The sequence below is a fragment of the Allorhodopirellula solitaria genome, from assembly GCF_007859855.1.
In the GTDB taxonomy this organism is placed as follows: Bacteria; Planctomycetota; Planctomycetia; order Pirellulales; family Pirellulaceae; genus Rhodopirellula; species Rhodopirellula solitaria.
Genome location: NZ_SJPK01000004.1, coordinates 480,668 through 497,566, shown reverse-complemented (window position 1 = coordinate 497,566; position 16,899 = coordinate 480,668). Strand labels below are relative to the sequence as shown.

Below are 16,899 nucleotides of genomic sequence, written 5' to 3'. Positions count from 1 at the left end.
ATCTGGCCAGTGGGAACATTCACAGAGTAGCCACTACCTCATGCTCGCACCGACTGGGCAGCGAGCGAGCCCAATCATTTTGACTAACTCAACGTCCGATATCGACCAACGGAATGACTCTCGTGCGAAACGATATTCCTTCGACCACTCCACGCCCTTCAGTCCGCCGAGCGAGATTCCACCCGTCGGTTCCGCTTCGCGGCGCACAGGCAGTGCGAGCCTCGGTGCTGTCGATGCTACTGGGATGTCTATGGATCTCGACACCTGGTTTGGCGCAAGAGCGACTGGTCGATCACTTTCCCGAGGCTGCCAAATCGGGGTGCATGACCTGTCACGGAGAGATCGAACCGATTCGCGAGATTGGTTCGGAAATGCTTAACCAAATCATGGCTCGCGGGGAATCGATGGGCGATCCAGCGGGCTGCATTGTTTGCCACAATGGCGACGCAACGGAGACGGAAGATAAAGCGATCGCTCACGGCGGCGACGACTTTTATCCCGATCCGGGCAGTCCTTGGGTGAACGACGAAACCTGTGGGCAATGCCACCAGGAACAGGTCAAGATTCAGTGGCAGAGTTTGATGATGACCGAAGCCGGCAAAATCCAAGGCACGTGCTGGTCCTTTGGAGCGATGACCGGTTACGAACACAAGTATGGAAACTACGCCGTCGAAAACCCCAAGGATCCGAAGGAGCGACTGGGAACCGACACGTATCTCGCCTACATGCAGCGACTGCGTGAGCTTGAACCCAACGTCTTCGTCGACCGACACGAGCCACTGCCCGAAGCGGTCGGCTTCGATGAACTCGACAAACTGCAGGACAATCCTGAACTGGCCGCCTTCACCTACATCCGCCAAGAATGCAATCGCTGCCACCATGCCGTCAAAGGACGTTCCAAGCGGGGTGACTTTCGCGGCATGGGCTGTTCCTCATGCCACATCCCGTACAGCAACGAAGGCTTCTACGAAGGCAACGACCCGTCGATCCCGACCGATGAACCGACGCACCCGCTGACGCACCAAATCCAAGGGACTCGCGGAGCGACCGTGACGATTCATGAGACCAGCTATCACGGCCTGTCCGTCGAAACCTGTACCACGTGTCACAACCGTGGCAAACGCGTGGGCGTGTCGTTTCAGGGTTTGATGGAGAGTCCCTACACATCGCCCTCGACCGAGTCCGGCGGTGAGCAACCCAGCCTGCACTCGAAACACTACATCGCCATGGAACAGGACATTCACTATCAGAAAGGAATGAAGTGCCAGGATTGCCATACGTCGATCGACGTTCATGGCGATGGATTCCTCAACCCCACCACGTTGGCCGCCGTGCAAATTGAATGCTCCGATTGCCACGGCACACCCGACAAATATCCGTGGGAACTGCCGATCGGGTTTATGGATGAGTTTGAGATGACGCCAGCCAGCGGCGAGCCACGCGGTGTTACCGACCAACAACTTCCGCACACCTGGGCCGGTTACCAGCACGACAAGAAAGACGGATTTCTACTGACCGCACGGGGAAACCCGTACGAGAACACCGTGCGAGACGGCGACGAGGTGATTGTCTACACGGCCGAAGGAAAAGACCTGCGACTGACGCCGCTGAAGAAACTCATCGAAGAAGACAAGGTCAGCACGCGTGGCTTGGTCGCAATGCAAGGCGTTTCCAAACATTTGGATCGCATGGAATGCTATACCTGTCACTCCAGTTGGACACCGCAATGCTACGGCTGTCATGTCAAAGTGGATTACAGCCAAAAGGATCAGTGCCCCCAGTGCGACGAATCACAGACCGGTTTCGACTGGATTGCCGCCGGGCGCAAGCACATGCAAGATGAGTTTCGCACGACCGACGGCGAGGAACAGTTCGACACGGTGATTCCCGGTAAAGTCACTGAAAGCCGAAGTTATCTGCGTTGGGAGGAGCCGATGATGGGCGTCAACGGCGAAGGGCGAGTGACACCGCTTGCGCCCGGTTGCCAGCCCTCGGTGACGATTGTCGGTGCGGATGGAAAAACGATCCTGACGAACCACATTTTCAAAACGCCGGCGGGCATCGAAGGCAGCGGCGAAGGCGGTCAATTGGCGATCGACATGAGCCCGACACAGCCGCACACGATGACGAAAAACGCGCGGAGCTGCGAATCGTGTCACTCCTCCGACAAGGCGCTCGGGTTAGGAATCTCAGGCACGCGGCCCTGGAACGAGACTCACTTTGCCGACATCGAGACCACCGACGGCACGATTCTTTCCAAACGCGCCCAACCGCAGCAGCCGGCGATCGAAAACCTGGATCACGATTGGTCCCAAATCGTCGATCGCGACGGTAACCAACTCGCCACGGTGGGCCATCACTGGAAGCTCTCGCGAGCATTCAATAAAGAGGAAATCGACCACATGCAGCGAGAAGGAACCTGTATCGCCTGCCATCGAGAGATCCCACAGAATTCCATGGCGATCAATCTGTTGCATCATGTTGCCAAGTATACCGGGCAGCTTCCCAAGACCAATGAGCAGCACATGGGACTTGTTAACAAGATCGTGTTGTTGTCTGCATGGGTGCAAGTGGCTGCCGCCGGCGGCGGTGCGATCGCCGGCATCGCGGGCGTGTTCTGGTGGCGACGCAAACGAGCGATTGGCCGAACTGAGTCGTCTGGACTGTGATTCACTTCGGTGCGGGCGAGACGCCCGCGAACCAGCGTGCGGGTGTCCCGCCCGTAGACGCTGTATGCACGCCTATTGATCCTTCGATCAAAACGCATCGATCGGGTCGAGAGGGAGTTCGGCTCCGGGCTCGTCTTGATAGATGACGTTTTTGGCCAAGGGGAACTGGTGCGAGCGACTTTCGAGAAAGTGCATTAGATAGCCAGCCGTATTGGGGAAGACGACCAAGTCCCCCCGCTGGATGCCGTTGGGAAAATGCAGGCGGCGTAGCGACAACAGCTCCGATTCCGTGCAATAGGCGCCCACCAGATAGCCGCTCATCGGCTCACCTCCAGCATCCCTCGTGGGCACGACGATCGGATCGACTAAAAAGTCGTCACTGGAGGTTCGGCACTGCGTGCGGTTCATCGACAGACCAATCAACCAATCGCCGTTGGCGGATCGTTTTCGGAATTCAACGCGAGCGGCAGTGACGCCGCATCCGTCCATCAGACTCCGGCCCGGTTCGCATCGAAGCTGCAAGCCGGCGGTACGAATTTTCTGTGCGATCGACGTTCCATCCACTTCGGCATCCAGGATCGCGGCGAACCATTCGTCGCGAACGGGTGATTGAAAATAGGGATAGCTCTTCGGGCTGCCATGAACGGTACCGTCGACAACGATTCGTCCCAGACCATGGTTTCGATAGGTGATCGGGTCGCGTTTGCCGCGCAATGCGAGTTCATGCTCATGCCAAAAATCCGTCCACTCTTGCTCGCTCTCGAGATAGCTGATTGGGAATCCTCCTCCCATGTCGATGAACGTCGGCGACTGACCACTGCGCCTCAACCGTTCGATCCAGTCGCATGCGGTACGGATTCCAGTCACACGCTGCGCCGCGTCGTAGCCGTCGAGGTGAAAATGGATCCCGTCGATTCTCAGCGACGATTCCGAAAAACGATCCACGATACCGCGGTCACGATCGACATCGAAGCCGAAGCGGGTTACGAGCTTTGCCCCCTCATGCTCAAACCCGCCGATCCGCAGTGCGATGGAGGCCACGCATCCCAACCGATCCGCTTCATATTCCACCAACGACAATTCATCCTCGTTGTCGATGCAAATACAGACGCCATGACGCAGACAATTGTGGATGAGCGATTCACTCTTCACCGCTGCCGTGCAGATGATTCGGTGAGGATCCATGCCGCAGTCGATGCACTGCTGAACTTCGTTCTGGCTGGCCGTATCAATTCCCGCGCCGCACTGTGCCGCTTGATCGACAAAGGTCAGACACCTGTTCGATTTCCTAGCAAAGAACACTTGAAAATCGACGTCTCGGTCCTTCGCGACCTGGGTCAACTGCGAGATGTTCTGGCCCATCGGTAACGGATTGACGATGTTCAGCGGCGATCCGTGCAAACGGATCAAATCGTCGAGTTCAGCGTTGACCAGAAGCTGTTGCATCCATGGCTCGATTCGAGCGCGAAGCGGGGGTTCCCCAACGCATCGTTGTCGCTGCTCGACCGGATCGGGCTGCAGCGTGGTTGCGAAAGGGGAACGAATTGCTTGAAGAGGCTTGTTCAAGGATCTGCCTTATCACTCTTGAGTTGATCGGATGGGCTCTAAATCAGCGATTGCGATTCGGACGGTTTCTGCCCAATTTTCGATATGGTTGTGCAGAGTCCGCGTCAACGTGTCGTTGCCAACGATCCACCCCTCGGTAGCACGGCCGAAAACTGCCAGTCCTCTCGCTGCACCGATCGCAGTGCCATTCTCATCTACTTTCACCCCACCACTGTCGGGGTCAATCTGTACGTCACCCGATTGAATCAGAGAACGGAGCGGCCCATGCTCGAAATGTTCGTGAGGCCCGGCAATGACAGCGTTAATGACGGCATCGAATTGTGACTGGTCTTCGTGTTGCGTGCCGATCGTTAACACTCCATCACGCATCAAAGTGAGCATTCGCCCCACACTTTCCGCTGGCGGGCCAAAGGCAATTCGCTCCATTTCTCTTGCCGTCGTCGCGAAGGAGTTCCAGGAAGCTGCGGCCAATCCCCCATGACTGATCAGCCGCACCAGCTCGGGATACAGACTTCGCCAAGCATCACCGAGCGCGAACGCGATATCGATCGGACGCTCGCCGACCGCAACAGCATAGGACCGCAACATCGCTTGCACTGCGGATTGCGAGTCCATCTTGCCGCGAGACCAAGAGCGGAAAAACGCCTGGACCTCTCGCTGCGATGATGGGCAGCCGCTCTGAATCAACCTTTCAGCGGCTGCGCCGGTAATGAACGGCCAGATGTCCTCGCGAAAGTGCAGATCGCCATGGCGTTTTAGCTTCTCGAGCATTCGTTCTCGGAAAGCATCCCAAAACGAGTTGCAAATGGGTTCCATCGCGGATGTCGGTTTTGCCAGCATGGGGCGACCTGATCGCGACTGGATCTCAATCCTCCGGGGCTCCTCAAGACTGTGGATATAGCACGGCAAGAAACGATCGCTGACGAACCTACCACCCCGGCTCTCGGTAAGAGACAGTACCGTATCGATCGCCGTCAATCCAAACCCATGAACCAGGACGCGGCTCTTCGCGGGCACAGCTGCGACGGAGAGATTGGCATTGGACGGCAACGCGGGGATGATTGTATCGTTCGCCGGCACAGTGGCGGAACTCCGCAATCCCTCGTGCCCGGTAGTGACAACCACTCGATCGAAGGCAAGACAGCTCGAACGCGTGTTGACGCGAAACTCCGTTTGTTCGCGAACGATGCTGAAAACGTGCTCAGGCTGGACAGCCCATTCACTGCTGCCGATGAAGCGTTCTCGCACCTCGGCGAAACAGTCACGAAGATACTCACCGAGAACGGCGCGTGGGATGTATTGATTTGTCTGTGCTAGATCCGGGTACCGCGTTGCCAGCCAACCCAGCAGCGAGGTCGCGCGGGAAGTCTGCTGGTCACGTGTCGACTTCCAGAAATCGATATGCTGTGTGGCAAAGTTCATCCGCAAACATTGCGATTGGCAGGGATCGTAAACGCTCCCCGCGCCGAGCGTTTCGGCGGGCTCGTAGACGGTGACCTGCAACCGGGATAGCTGGTCGTCGTCCAAACGCCTTGAGAGAGCTTCTAAGCACTGCATCCCCCGCGGCCCGCAACCGACGACGGCGAGGCGAAGGCGCCCGGATCGACCGGCAGTGAGAGCATCGTCATGGTCTGATCTCGCTCGGTCAACCACTTTCATGCTTGCGGCTCCACGAGCGGTTGCTCAAAACCTCGCTGGACCAATTCAGCCAAATGGGTCTGGCTACAACCGAGCACCGAGTCAACCCAGTCGTCATTGAAGATGGTATCGAGGTACCGCTTCCCCGAGTCGTGAAGCACTGCGACACAACGCTTTCCCGAGAGAACATTTCGTCTCTGACTGACCGTCATCAGCACACCGCCGGCCGACCCACCGACCAAAATGGCTTCCCGTTCTGCGGCGCGGCGGCAACCGACCACACATTCCAGATCGGTGACTCGAGCGACCGAATCGAATGACTGCCCCGCCGCCAGATCAGGTTCTTTGCCGGCACCCAAGCCCGGGATCATGCGTGGGCCAGCGACCCCGCCGAACAGCACGCTACCCACCGAATCCACAGCGACCACCTCGACGTCGCGGCCCCGTGAGCGAAGGTAGTCGCGACATCCTTGCGCGGTTCCCGTGCTGCTCGTCGCGACGAACAAGACATCAAAGTCGCCATCGAGCGCGTCGTCGATTTCACGGATCGTGCCCTGGAAGTGAGCGCGTGGATTGTCAAGATTGGCATATTGATTCGGCCAGTAGCTTTCCGGTGTGCAGGCGAGCAATTGGCGAACTCTGTTAATTCGAGCGGCGAGGAAGTCGCCTTGGATCGGCTCATCAACCAACTCGATCTGGCCACCGAGGGCTGCGATGATGGCGAGATTCTGTGGCTGGGCGCGGGGATCGACGACACAGACGAACTTCAGTCCGTGATACCGGCAAACCTGAGCCAGCCCGATGCCCATATTCCCAGACGACGATTCAATGATTGTCGACCCACCGTGGATATCACCACGTTTCAGGGCAGCCTCGAGCATCTGTTTCGCGGGCCGATCCTTCGCAGATCCACCAGGGTTCGCAGACTCGAGCTTGACGAGTAGCTCGATCGAATCATCATCGAGAAAACGGCTCAGCCGAATGAGCGGCGTGCGACCAATCGACTGCAACACCCCATCGGCGACAGGGCATGCAAAGTCGGCAACGGATGGCAGTGTCTTCATGGGTGCGGCTCAGGAGTGATGAGAAATCTCTCCCGACCCAGAGCAATTGATGTGCCACTGGGCGGCACGGATCTCCGATCCCCGATGTTTGAGCGATCGGTGAGACCGTCCCAACGATTGCGGCTACTCGATGGCCGAGCGAAGCAGTTGGCTCATGTGATCAGCGACCTCTGGCTTCTCCAACGCGAGATTCGTCGTCTCGCCGGGATCGGATTCTAAATCGAACAATTGGCCCGGCGCGCTCGGCGCGGTATTGGGCAGGGCATACTCTTTGAGCATGGGGTGCGTTTCGTAGTTGTTGCCACCGGACCCTTGATGGGCCAAGTACTTCCATTTGCCCTGACGGATGGCGAGCCATTTTTTGCCCGCGAAACCTTGCATCAGTAGATAGGGACGAATGGGGGTGTCGTCGTCGCTGCCCGTCATCGCCGGCCACATGCTGTAGCTATCTTCGGCATCGCCTGACGGGACCGTCGCGCCGGTAATCTCGGCGACCGTTGCCACCACATCAGTCAACGACGTGAGCTGATCCGAAGTGGAACCGGCAGCGATTTTTCCTGGCCACCGTGCGATCAACGGAACTCGGTGCCCACCTTCGTAGTTGTCACGCTTGACTCCCCGCCAGGGCCGAGCTCCATCGTGCCCGTGGTCATGTCGCATGTGGTAGACGGCAGGGACTTCCGGCCCATTGTCGCTTGAGAACATGACGATCGTGTTGTCGTCAACGCCGAGTTCCTCAAGCGTTTTCAAGAGTTCGCCGACGACATAGTCCAATTCAAAGATGAAATCGCCGTGCGGCCCCGACTGCGTCGCCCCCTTGAATTTTCGGCCGGGGAAGGAGGGCAGGTGGACCGCTTGGGTGGAATGCAACAGAAAGAATGGCTGATCGGGCGATTCTTTCACTTGCGTCCGCAGGAACTGTTGGCTTTTCTCCAAGAATTTGATATCGACCTCTTCCAAATCGAAGTCGGGGGCGACTTCGCCGGGCCGGTTGTCGTTGGCATAGGGATGCTTGGGCAACGTCGACTTGTCCAGTGTTCCGGTCGGCGGCACGGGAATTTGCTTGCCGTCCATGTAGGCGTACAACCAATCCGTGGTCGGGCAACATGCGGTACCGAAGAACTCGTCGAAACCACAATCGAGCGGCCCACCATCGATATCGCGTGAATAGTCGATTCGCGAAACCCCGTCCGGGCCGCCCTTGTGAATCGGTTCGCCATCAGCGTCATAGAACGTTAAACCAATGTGCCACTTGCCGAAGCACGCCGTTTTGTAGCCTTGATCACGGAGCATTCCCGGCAGCGTGAATTTGTCCGGCGCGATCAGCGACGGACCGCCTGCGCCACTGAAGACGCGTCCGCCATTGGGAACACGAAACGCCATCTGGCCCGTCATCAGACTGAACCGGGTCGGCGTGCAAACGGTGCAGGGGCTGTGGGCGTCGGTGAAGCGGATGCCTTCCGCTGCCATCCGATCGAGATTGGGTGTTGGGATCTCGGATTCAGGGTTATAGCAAGCGAGATCGCCGTAACCGAGATCGTCAGCGAGGATAAAGACGATGTTTGGTTGCCCGGCCGTCGCCAGGTTGCCTGCGAGCAAGCCAAGACACACGGCGGCTGCGCAAAGGGTCAAGATTTTCTTCATGCTGAGTATTCGAAAGCCTGGGTAACTTCCGCATTGCAAATGGGTATCGTTCACGGTCGGTTTTCTCTCGATGGAAGCCGACCGTAAGACTTGGAAAAGGTGGAATGACAAGAGCATACTTGCGGTCAGTCGTCAAGCGACGACATTCCTGCGGACCGCCCTTCCGGAGGGATCTCTGCTCGCATCACAAGGGGCGCGATCGTGAGTTCATTGGCCGGTTCCCCACTGTTTATTGGGCTGCGGGCCCAGACTCAGTTCGAGCACGCCGCCAGCGATGAGTTCACTATGCGGGAGGAGAGATGAGTGCAGTGGTTTGCCGTCCCACGTCGCCGACTGGATATAGACGTTCTCGGGAGCTTGGTTCTTCGCGATGATCGTCAAGACATTCCCACCGTAGTACTCTTCACTCAGTTGAATCTCCACCTTGTCGAAAACGGGGGCGGTGATGTCGTAGCTCGAGTCCAATCCCGAGCCGCCGTCGAACTGAAAGAGTCCCATCGCCATCAGCGCGCTGACGGATCCCATCTGCCCCTGGTCTTCGTCCCCGTTGTATCCGCTATACGGATCGGTGCCACCGAACGCAGCGTCTTGCACCGCTCGCACCCATTTCTGGCTGAGCCAGGGGAAACCGATTCGGTTGAAGTAGTGTGCGGCCCCTGTGCCGTCCTGGTTGGCGTAGTCGATCCACGCGGCTCCATGTTCGCGTCCTTTGAGGTGAAACTTATCTTTCACGGCGGCTTGAAACTGCTCATTGAGTTTCTCCGCAGCGGCCTCCGGCCCGTCCAACATCTCGGCTAACCCCATCGGATCATGCGGCACGAAAAACGTTGAGACCGAAGCACTTGTTTCGCAAAATCCTTCCTGCTCAAACGCTTTTTCATTCGGCTGAAAATCGTCCATCCAGCCACCGTCGGCCGTCCGCACCCACGCCGACTGTTTCTCAGGCCAGATGACGTTCTGATAGTTTGCAGCGCCACTGACGAACCGCTTGTAGATCTCATCGTCTCCCAAACCTTTCGCCATCTGGGCAATGCACCAGTCATGGTAGGCGTTGTAGAGCGTTAGGCTAGTAACGGCCTTGCCGTGCCCACCGGAAAGTCGATTGCCTTGCGAGACGTATCCTTTCTCATGATATTCATCGTAAACGGCTGGGGTCGCTGATTTAGCATATCCACCGTAGTAGCGTCCCCCGTCCCTCTGCGTATTTCGGACAAGTCCTTCGAGGGCCTTTTCGAGGTCGAAATCTCGGATCCCCTTCGCATAGGCTGCCGTGAGCGCCGGAGCTGCGGTATCTCCGATCATGACAAACGTGTAGTTGCCCCCCGAGGGCCCGCGGGGAATGAGCCCACCGTGTTGGTACATTTCAACCGACGTGTTGCAGATGTCACTGTATTGTTCCGGGCACAGCAATGGCCAGAGAATATTGAGACTCCAGTGGCTTCCCCACCAGCTGTCGAAGTTATGGACCGCGAATTTCGGTTGGCCGTTTTCGCCGCGGGGTACGTGGCGGATGACCTGTTTCTCTCCCGTCATGTCGCTATAGGCACCGTCTGCGTCACTGACGATGCGGCGTCCCAGCATCGACCGCCACAAATCCGTATAGAACTTCGTCTTCTGAGCATCGCTCCCACCTTCGACCGCGATACGGGAGAGGCGATCGTTCCAATCCTGTTTGGATTCCTGAACCACTCGATCGAAATCCCAGTCGGGCAATTCGGTCTCCAGGTTACGACGCGCCCCTTCGATCGAGGTGTAGCTGACACCGACCTTCATCAGTACGGGTGTTTGTGCGGTCGTCTGCAAACGAACATAGGCCCCACTGTCTTCTCCCTCGATCCGTGTGGACGAGTCCAAGAGCTGCCCATCTCGCCAACCACCAAAGTCGGTCACGGGCTGGCTGAACTGGGCCACAAAGTAAACCGGCGTTCGTTTTCGACGTCTCCCGGTTTTCTCCTGCAGGCTCATGCCCTCGATTTCCGTATCGCTTACCTTGTGGACCATTGCGTTGGCCATGGGGCCATGCCCCAGATACGCCCCCACATCGAAAAGGATGTACGCATCTTTGGTTTCAGGGTAGGTATAGCGATGAAAACCGGTCCTGACGGTCGAGGTCAATTCAGCCGTGATGCCGTACTTCTTCAGCCGCACCTTGTGGTAGCCTGGCTGAACGGTCTCATCCTCGTGGGAGAACCTGGACTGATACGCGTCCATCCCCTGATGGCCGGTCATCTCACCGACAATGGGCATCACGGGAATGCCTGAGAGCTGCCAGGCGTGGATATGGCTGAAACAGCGTATATGCTCGGAGTCGTACAGATACCCTGAATCCCAGGTACCATCGGTGTTCGTATCTGGGCTGAGGTTGACCAGTCCAAAGGGTCTCGAAGCTGAGTTGAAGTAAAACCACCGCGACGCATGGGTGTCGATCAGCGGGTTGACCCACTCCACAGGTGATTGCCCATGGAGGCCGCCCGAGGCCATCGCCAGCGACAAGCCGATGATAAAAACGAAAGAGTGCAGGAACTTCATGATGTATCTCTCACTTTCTTCAGCGTCGCGACCCACGCTGGTCAGGGTATTTTAGAAGAGGACGCGTCCTCCCAGCCAACATCAGCCGGCGGAGGGGCAGTCGACGATCAGTGTAAGCCCCCGTAGCGGCGCACACAAATGTACCAGCTTGTAGCGAAGCGACGCCAACGACGCAGCATCGAGCTACATTGAGGCGGTATCGATCATTTTTCAAGCAGAGACAGCATTTCACTTCGAGACATTTCGTGACCCACCACTTACTGCTTGTCGAGGACGACCTCTCTCTGGCGAAGATGGTCCGTGATTTCCTCATAGAACACGACTTTGAAATCACGACCGAGTCCAATGGAGTCGCGGCGATCACTCGAATAACGCAAGGATCGTACGACGCCGTGATCCTCGATATCGGTTTGCCCGGAGCGGATGGTTTTCAGGTCTGCCGCACGGTCCGGCCGAACTACCCTGGGCCGATCATTGTCTTGACGGCGCGCGGCGGAGAAGTCGACGAGGTCATCGCCCTGGAGGCGGGAGCGGACGACTTCATGGCGAAACCAGTCCGTCCGCGAGCGCTTCTGGCGAGGCTGAAAGTCCATCTCAAACGCGGCGATGCGACCCCGGCCTCGAGTAGCCCGCCCATCGTCATTGGTGACCTGCAGGTCGATGAGTCCAGCCGCAACGTCTCGATTGCAGGGTCCAGGGTCGAATTGACAACCGCCGAATTCGAGCTACTCGTCTATCTTGCCAAGCGAGCTGGAACGGTGGTACCGAGAAAGGATGTCTACATCGATCTGTTGGAGCTACCCTACGATGGGCTGGACCGATCGATCGATCTACGGGTTTCGAGATTGCGCAGAAAACTCAACGACGATCCCGCTCAGCCAACACGTATCAAATCGGTGCGCGGTGTCGGCTACCTGATGGCGAAAACAAAATGACGCGACTGTTCCTTCGCTTTTATATCGGCGTGATCTTGATCATGTTCATTGCTTGGTGCATCCAGGTATACGTTTATCGCAGGGCAACGGAATCAGAGAACATCGCGGTGATTGAAGATGCACTGAGTGGCGGAACACTCTTGGCACGCGACGAGCTCCTTGACGGCGGAACAGAACATTTCGGAGAAACGCTCGGCTCACTTCAAAAACGTTTCAACTATCCCGTCAGCACGATGGAACGATCAGCACGCTCCCTGTCGACAATGCAAACCGGGCGTCTTGATAGCGGTGAAGCGATTCTGCATGGCGGTGCGATGGTAGCATCGATCACCGGCACAGACCTGTTGGTCCAACTCGGGCCGTTGCCGCAGTTCGTGGGTCCGAGCCGCCGCAACGTGCTCCTAGGCCTTGGCAGTATTTTTCTGTTAGCCGCTGCTGCCATCACCATCTTGCTGCGGCCCATCGTGAAGCAGTTTCGCACCGTTGAGCAGACCGCTCTGGCGATCGCCGACGGAGATCTGTCGGCGAGAATTGCTGGCGGCGAAAACCGGCGATCGCTACCGATCGCCGACGCCTTCAACGCGATGGCCGATCGGGTCGAGTCATTGCTACGAAATCAGAAGGAACTTTTACAAGCTGTCTCGCACGAGCTTCGCACACCGCTATCTCGAATCCAATTCGCAACCGAATTGGTTCGCTCAGCCAGTAGCGAGGAGAAACGCAACCAACGCATTGATTCCATCGATGACGCAACCAACCAACTCGATGATTTGGTGGGTGAGCTACTGGACTACACACGCCACGATGCCGGATGCGAAACAGCGCCCTATGAAACGGTGATGCTGCAGGAACTTATCGAAGACGCTGTCGAGCCCCAGGCTCTGATACACCCTCGCATCCACTTTCATATCACCCAGGCCGAACCTCAGCTGCGTCTGAATACCTACCGAGCAGGCCTGCAGCGAGCGATTGGCAACCTCGTCAGCAATGCCGCCAAGTACGCTCGGTCTCGAGTCAGCATCGGTGTTCACGAGCACGCAGACGGGATCGTGATTGCCGTTGAAGATGACGGACTGGGAATCGCCGCGGCAGACCGAGACGTGATCTTCGAGCCGTTCAAGCGTTTGGAGGCGGCAGCGCAGCCGGGAACGGGCCTGGGTCTCGCTCTCGTTCGCCGGATCTGCCAGAGACTCGGCGGCGATGTTACTGTCAGCACCAGTTCACTTGGAGGCGCAAAGTTTGCCATGAGTGTGCCCCATGCGGTCAATGACGCTGATTGATCCAGTGCAACCTTGATAGACCCAACGTCTTCAGACCGGCAGAGCGAAAGAGGTCGCGGCAATGGCATGCCGAGAACGGGTGTGACACCCGGTGGCTAGGAGTCGAGGATCCGCCGCAGATCCACGAGTTCAACCGGTTTGACGAGATGGTGATCAAAACCAGCTTCTTGAGTTTTCCGTTTATCGTCCTCCTGCCCCCATCCGGTCAACGCGACGAGTGTCATCTGCTGTCCCCACGGTTGTTGCCGGATATGCCGCGCCGCCTCGAACCCATTCAGCTGAGGCATCCCGATATCCATCAGCACCGTCTCGGGGCGGAATACGGAGGCAATCTCGACACCCTCCTGTCCATTGCAGGCTACGCGGACGTCGTGGCCGAGGGTCTTAACGACGATCCGGAGCATGTCTGCGGCCGCCTGGTTGTCATCGACAATCAAGACACGGCACTTCGCCAACGAGCCCGTTTCCTCCGTAGGCGTTTCGGGCGCTGGCGAAACCGGATTAGCAGGACCAAGAGGCAACCGCACCAGAAACTCACATCCTTGGCCCGTTGGATTGCTACGCACTTCGATGCTTCCAGCGTGCAGTTCGACCAGCGATTTCACCAATGTCAAGCCGATGCCGAGACCGGAGTACTCGGCATCGAGGGGATGTTTGATCTGAGCAAACATTTCAAAGACACGCTCGATCTTGTCAGGTGGGATGCCCATCCCATTGTCTTTCACGCTTACGATCACCTCGCTCTCTTGCCGCTCTACTGCAAGTGAGATGCGGCCTCCGTCGGGCGTGTACTTCGCCGCATTGTTGAGCAGATTGGAAAAAACTTGGGTCAACCGATTGGGGTCGGCCTCCAGCTCGATCCCGCGAGAGGGGAGCGTGACACTGAGCTCATGACCGACTTCGTCCATCAACGGACGAGTGGCCTCGACGGCGCTGCGGACCACGTCAGCGAGCATCACGCGGCATTTCCGCAGCTCCAACTTCCCTTGCGTGATCCGGGACATCTCCAACAGGTCATCAATCAGTCGCACCATCTGTTGAGCCTGTCGCTCCATCGTCTCTCGGATCTCCTCCATTTGGTCAGGGTCGTCCTGAAGCAGTTTCATGGCCGAAAGTCCAGTGCGAATCGGCGCCAGCGGATTGCGAAGTTCGTGAGCCAGAGTCGCCAAAAACTCGTCTTTGCGGCGATCCGCTTCCGAAAGTTCCGTGGCGATTCGGCGAAGCTCGTCCTCCATCTGCTTTTGCTTCGTTTGATCCCGCATGACCTTCATGAATCCCAGCAGGTTCCCTGATTCGTCCTGCAACCCGGTGGTCACACCAGCCGCCCAAAACGGTGTACCATCTTTGCGTTTCATCCATCGGTCGTTGCTGGCGCTGCCTGACTCGGCCGCTTCGGCCAATTCCGCCTGGGGCACTCCTTTCGCCACGTCGGAACTGCGGAAGATCGACCGCACGATGTCTTTCCCAACGAACTCTGCTTCTTCAAAGCCCAGTACCCGCAACACGCCTTCGTTCCAACTGGTCGCACGCCCCGCGGTATCGGTCACGAAGATCGCGTAGTCCTCTACCTGCTCGACAAAGGTGCGGAACCGCTGCTCATGCTCACGCAAAACCTCCTGCGTGCGTTTGCGCTCACTGATGTCCCTGGCGATCTTGGAAGCGCCAATGATTTGCCCTTCTGCGTTCTTAATCGGTGAGATCGTCAGCGAAACGAAGACCAATCTCCCGTCACTACGCAGACGCACCGTTTCAAAATGCTCCACACGCTCGCCAGCGCGAATGCGGGCGATAATGTGGTCCTCTTCCTCGATCCGTTCCGCCGGAATGAGCATGCTAATGTGACGCCCGATAGCTTGCTCTTCGGTGTATCCAAAGATTCGCTCCGCAGCCGCATTCCAACTCCGGATCGTCCCGTCGAGCGACTTGCTGATAATGGCGTCGTCGGAGGAGGTGACGATTGCGCCCAGGAGCCGCGCATGGTGATCACCCTCGGCGTGATCGCGTTCAAGTTGGCGTCGTTTGGTCACATCGCGAAATACCAGAACGCACCCGGTCACCTCGCCATTATCCGAACGGATGGGCGCAGCACTGCTGTCGATTGATCGCTCGGTTCCATCGCTGGCAATCAGGATCGTGTGGCCTGCTGGCTCGACGATGGCGCCGTCTCGGAGCGTCTGGGCTGCCGGACATTCAACTCGCTCGCCGCTCTGCTCACTGACCGCCTGGAATACTTTTTCAAACGGTTCACCCATCGCGGTTGACTTGGTCCAACCTGTCAGATTCTCCGCGATTTCATTGAGTGTCGTGACCCTGCCCTGCAGGTCTGTCGCGATGACGGCATCGCCGATGCTGGCGAGGGCAACACAAAGAAGTTCAGCGCGTTCGTTTGCGGCGGGCGGTGAGGGCGTGGACTTTGTTGACTTGGGCATACGCTCGATAGCACCTCGGTGTCGATTTGCGGCTGATCAAACTGAGAGAGTTTCAGTGGGGAGATGGATCGCGGGCGAGTGGACCCTCTAGGCTGTACGGGCAACCGCCCAAAATGGCAGCGACGCTCTCGTATGTCACCTAGGCAAGCATACCTCCCTGGCAGACGTTTGCACACTGGCCCTGACCCTGTTTCGGCTGCCCCGGGGCCGCGTCTTGCTTGCTTCGGTAGGTGCTTCGGTACGCGTTTCTCGGCGCGTTCGCCCGCAGGAGCAACAGCACCAGCGAGACTCGCGGCAACCCGACCAAACAGACGACTGCACGCTTGATCAGTGCTGTGTGTCGATCCAGTTCGCGTAGACGCGGGCGACGTCTGCCATGTAGTGCGTCAACTCGGATTGGGACGCTTTCCTGAGATGCTCGCTCGCTACCTCGGCATTTCCTTCCGCATCAGCAATCAGCCCAATGTAGAGATTGCCGTAGAACTCCGCCGACGCGTAGGATGGTGTGCCGCGATTCTTCTCAACGGCTGCATCGATCGCCTCAAAATCTCCTCCCTGCAGTCGCTGCAAAACCGCTTTCATGGGGGCACGGGAATCGCCGGGTGCCGGCAACAAAATCTCCCGAGCCTTCGAGACAGAATCTGCTTTGGCGACGCAGACGAAATGCCACGCCGCGTTCTCGACGTCGTGCGGATTGACGACTCGATGCTTTTCAAACAGCGAGCGAGCCTCGTCGTAACGGCCAGCAAAGAACAGGGCGATACCGTATTGCCACAAATACGGTTCGGACTGAGGATCTCGCTCAATCGCGCGCTCGAAACTGGTGACGGCTTCGTCATATTGACCGCCCCGCAGCAACGCATCGGCCAAGCCAACCAAAGAACCCGCTGGAGGCGCCGGCTGTCCAGCGACCAAGGCCCGCGCTGTTTGGATCGCGGCGCGATGACGCTCTTGGTGCAGATCGGTCTCCTCCGCCCAAACGGGGAAACAGAACACTCCGCTGAGCAAGAGAAATGCATAGAACTGCAGTGTTGTGAAGGGAGCTTGCGCGGCGTTCATGATCGTGTTCCGTCCTGAGTCCATGATGGAGATGTCTGCTGTGATTGTACCGGATTCGCTCCAGTTCCTTTTCGGGTACGGGGGAG

Annotated in this window: 10 protein-coding genes; 3 read left to right on the top strand and 7 right to left on the bottom strand. The window is 57.7% G+C overall.

The window, feature by feature from the left end:
• Positions 1–122 precede the first annotated feature (122 nt).
• Positions 123–2,669 carry a cytochrome c3 family protein gene (locus CA85_RS10530; protein WP_246112676.1) on the top strand — a complete coding sequence of 849 codons (2,547 nt, stop codon included), beginning with the start codon at positions 123–125 and terminating at the stop codon, positions 2,667–2,669.
• Between the two features lie 87 nt (positions 2,670–2,756).
• Here the strand turns inward: CA85_RS10530 and CA85_RS10525 are convergent, their stop codons facing one another.
• The 5 genes from CA85_RS10525 to CA85_RS10505 all read right to left on the bottom strand — a co-directional run bounded on the left by CA85_RS10525 (position 2,757) and on the right by CA85_RS10505 (position 11,110).
• Positions 2,757–4,115 carry a Y4yA family PLP-dependent enzyme gene (locus CA85_RS10525; RefSeq protein WP_146391277.1) on the bottom strand — a complete coding sequence of 453 codons (1,359 nt, stop codon included), beginning with the start codon at positions 4,113–4,115 and terminating at the stop codon, positions 2,757–2,759.
• Between the two features lie 132 nt (positions 4,116–4,247).
• Positions 4,248–5,894, bottom strand: coding sequence for an FAD/NAD(P)-binding protein (locus CA85_RS10520; protein WP_146391276.1), 1,647 nt, complete (start codon positions 5,892–5,894; stop codon positions 4,248–4,250).
• The gene (sbnA, locus tag CA85_RS10515) at positions 5,891–6,937 is read right to left on the bottom strand and encodes a 2,3-diaminopropionate biosynthesis protein SbnA (protein WP_146391275.1); all 1,047 of its coding nucleotides are present in this window, start codon (positions 6,935–6,937) and stop codon (positions 5,891–5,893) included. The genes CA85_RS10520 and sbnA overlap by 4 nt, the downstream gene beginning before the upstream one ends.
• 123 nt (positions 6,938–7,060) lie before the next feature.
• Positions 7,061–8,581, bottom strand: a complete 1,521-nt coding sequence (locus tag CA85_RS10510; protein WP_146391274.1) for a sulfatase family protein — start codon at positions 8,579–8,581, stop codon at positions 7,061–7,063.
• Positions 8,582–8,788: 207 nt separating this feature from the next.
• Complete coding sequence (locus CA85_RS10505; RefSeq protein ID WP_146391273.1) at positions 8,789–11,110, bottom strand: GH92 family glycosyl hydrolase; 2,322 nt, start codon at positions 11,108–11,110, stop codon at positions 8,789–8,791.
• Between the two features lie 245 nt (positions 11,111–11,355).
• Between CA85_RS10505 and CA85_RS10500 the strand changes: the two genes are divergently transcribed.
• Both CA85_RS10500 and CA85_RS10495 read left to right on the top strand, forming a co-directional pair.
• Entirely contained in the window at positions 11,356–12,045 is a 690-nt protein-coding gene (locus CA85_RS10500) for a response regulator transcription factor (RefSeq protein WP_146391272.1), read from the top strand.
• Positions 12,042–13,325, top strand: coding sequence for an ATP-binding protein (locus CA85_RS10495; protein WP_146391271.1), 1,284 nt, complete (start codon positions 12,042–12,044; stop codon positions 13,323–13,325). Before CA85_RS10500 ends, CA85_RS10495 begins: the two co-directional genes overlap by 4 nt.
• 95 nt (positions 13,326–13,420) lie before the next feature.
• Here the strand turns inward: CA85_RS10495 and CA85_RS10490 are convergent, their stop codons facing one another.
• Together CA85_RS10490 and CA85_RS10485 are read right to left on the bottom strand one after the other, a co-directional pair.
• Positions 13,421–15,754 (bottom strand): PAS domain-containing hybrid sensor histidine kinase/response regulator, encoded by a 2,334-nt coding sequence (locus CA85_RS10490; protein WP_146391270.1) that lies wholly within the window; start codon positions 15,752–15,754, stop codon positions 13,421–13,423.
• 327 nt (positions 15,755–16,081) lie between these two features.
• Positions 16,082–16,813: a tetratricopeptide repeat protein gene (locus tag CA85_RS10485; RefSeq protein ID WP_146391269.1), complete on the bottom strand. Its 732-nt coding sequence runs from the start codon at positions 16,811–16,813 to the stop codon at positions 16,082–16,084.
• Positions 16,814–16,899: the final 86 nt, after the last annotated feature.

Excerpts from the sequence above, each read along its gene's own strand:
- CA85_RS10525 (WP_146391277.1), bottom strand. The coding sequence starts at position 4,115 with ATGCAACAGCTTCTGGTCAACGCTGAACTCGACGATTTGATCCGTTTG.
- CA85_RS10520 (WP_146391276.1), bottom strand. The coding sequence starts at position 5,894 with ATGAAAGTGGTTGACCGAGCGAGATCAGACCATGACGATGCTCTCACT.
- sbnA (WP_146391275.1), bottom strand. The coding sequence starts at position 6,937 with ATGAAGACACTGCCATCCGTTGCCGACTTTGCATGCCCTGTCGCCGAT.
- CA85_RS10510 (WP_146391274.1), bottom strand. The coding sequence starts at position 8,581 with ATGAAGAAAATCTTGACCCTTTGCGCAGCCGCCGTGTGTCTTGGCTTG.
- CA85_RS10505 (WP_146391273.1), bottom strand. The coding sequence starts at position 11,110 with ATGAAGTTCCTGCACTCTTTCGTTTTTATCATCGGCTTGTCGCTGGCG.
- CA85_RS10495 (WP_146391271.1), top strand. The coding sequence starts at position 12,042 with ATGACGCGACTGTTCCTTCGCTTTTATATCGGCGTGATCTTGATCATG.
- CA85_RS10490 (WP_146391270.1), bottom strand. The coding sequence starts at position 15,754 with ATGCCCAAGTCAACAAAGTCCACGCCCTCACCGCCCGCCGCAAACGAA.
- CA85_RS10485 (WP_146391269.1), bottom strand. The coding sequence starts at position 16,813 with ATGAACGCCGCGCAAGCTCCCTTCACAACACTGCAGTTCTATGCATTT.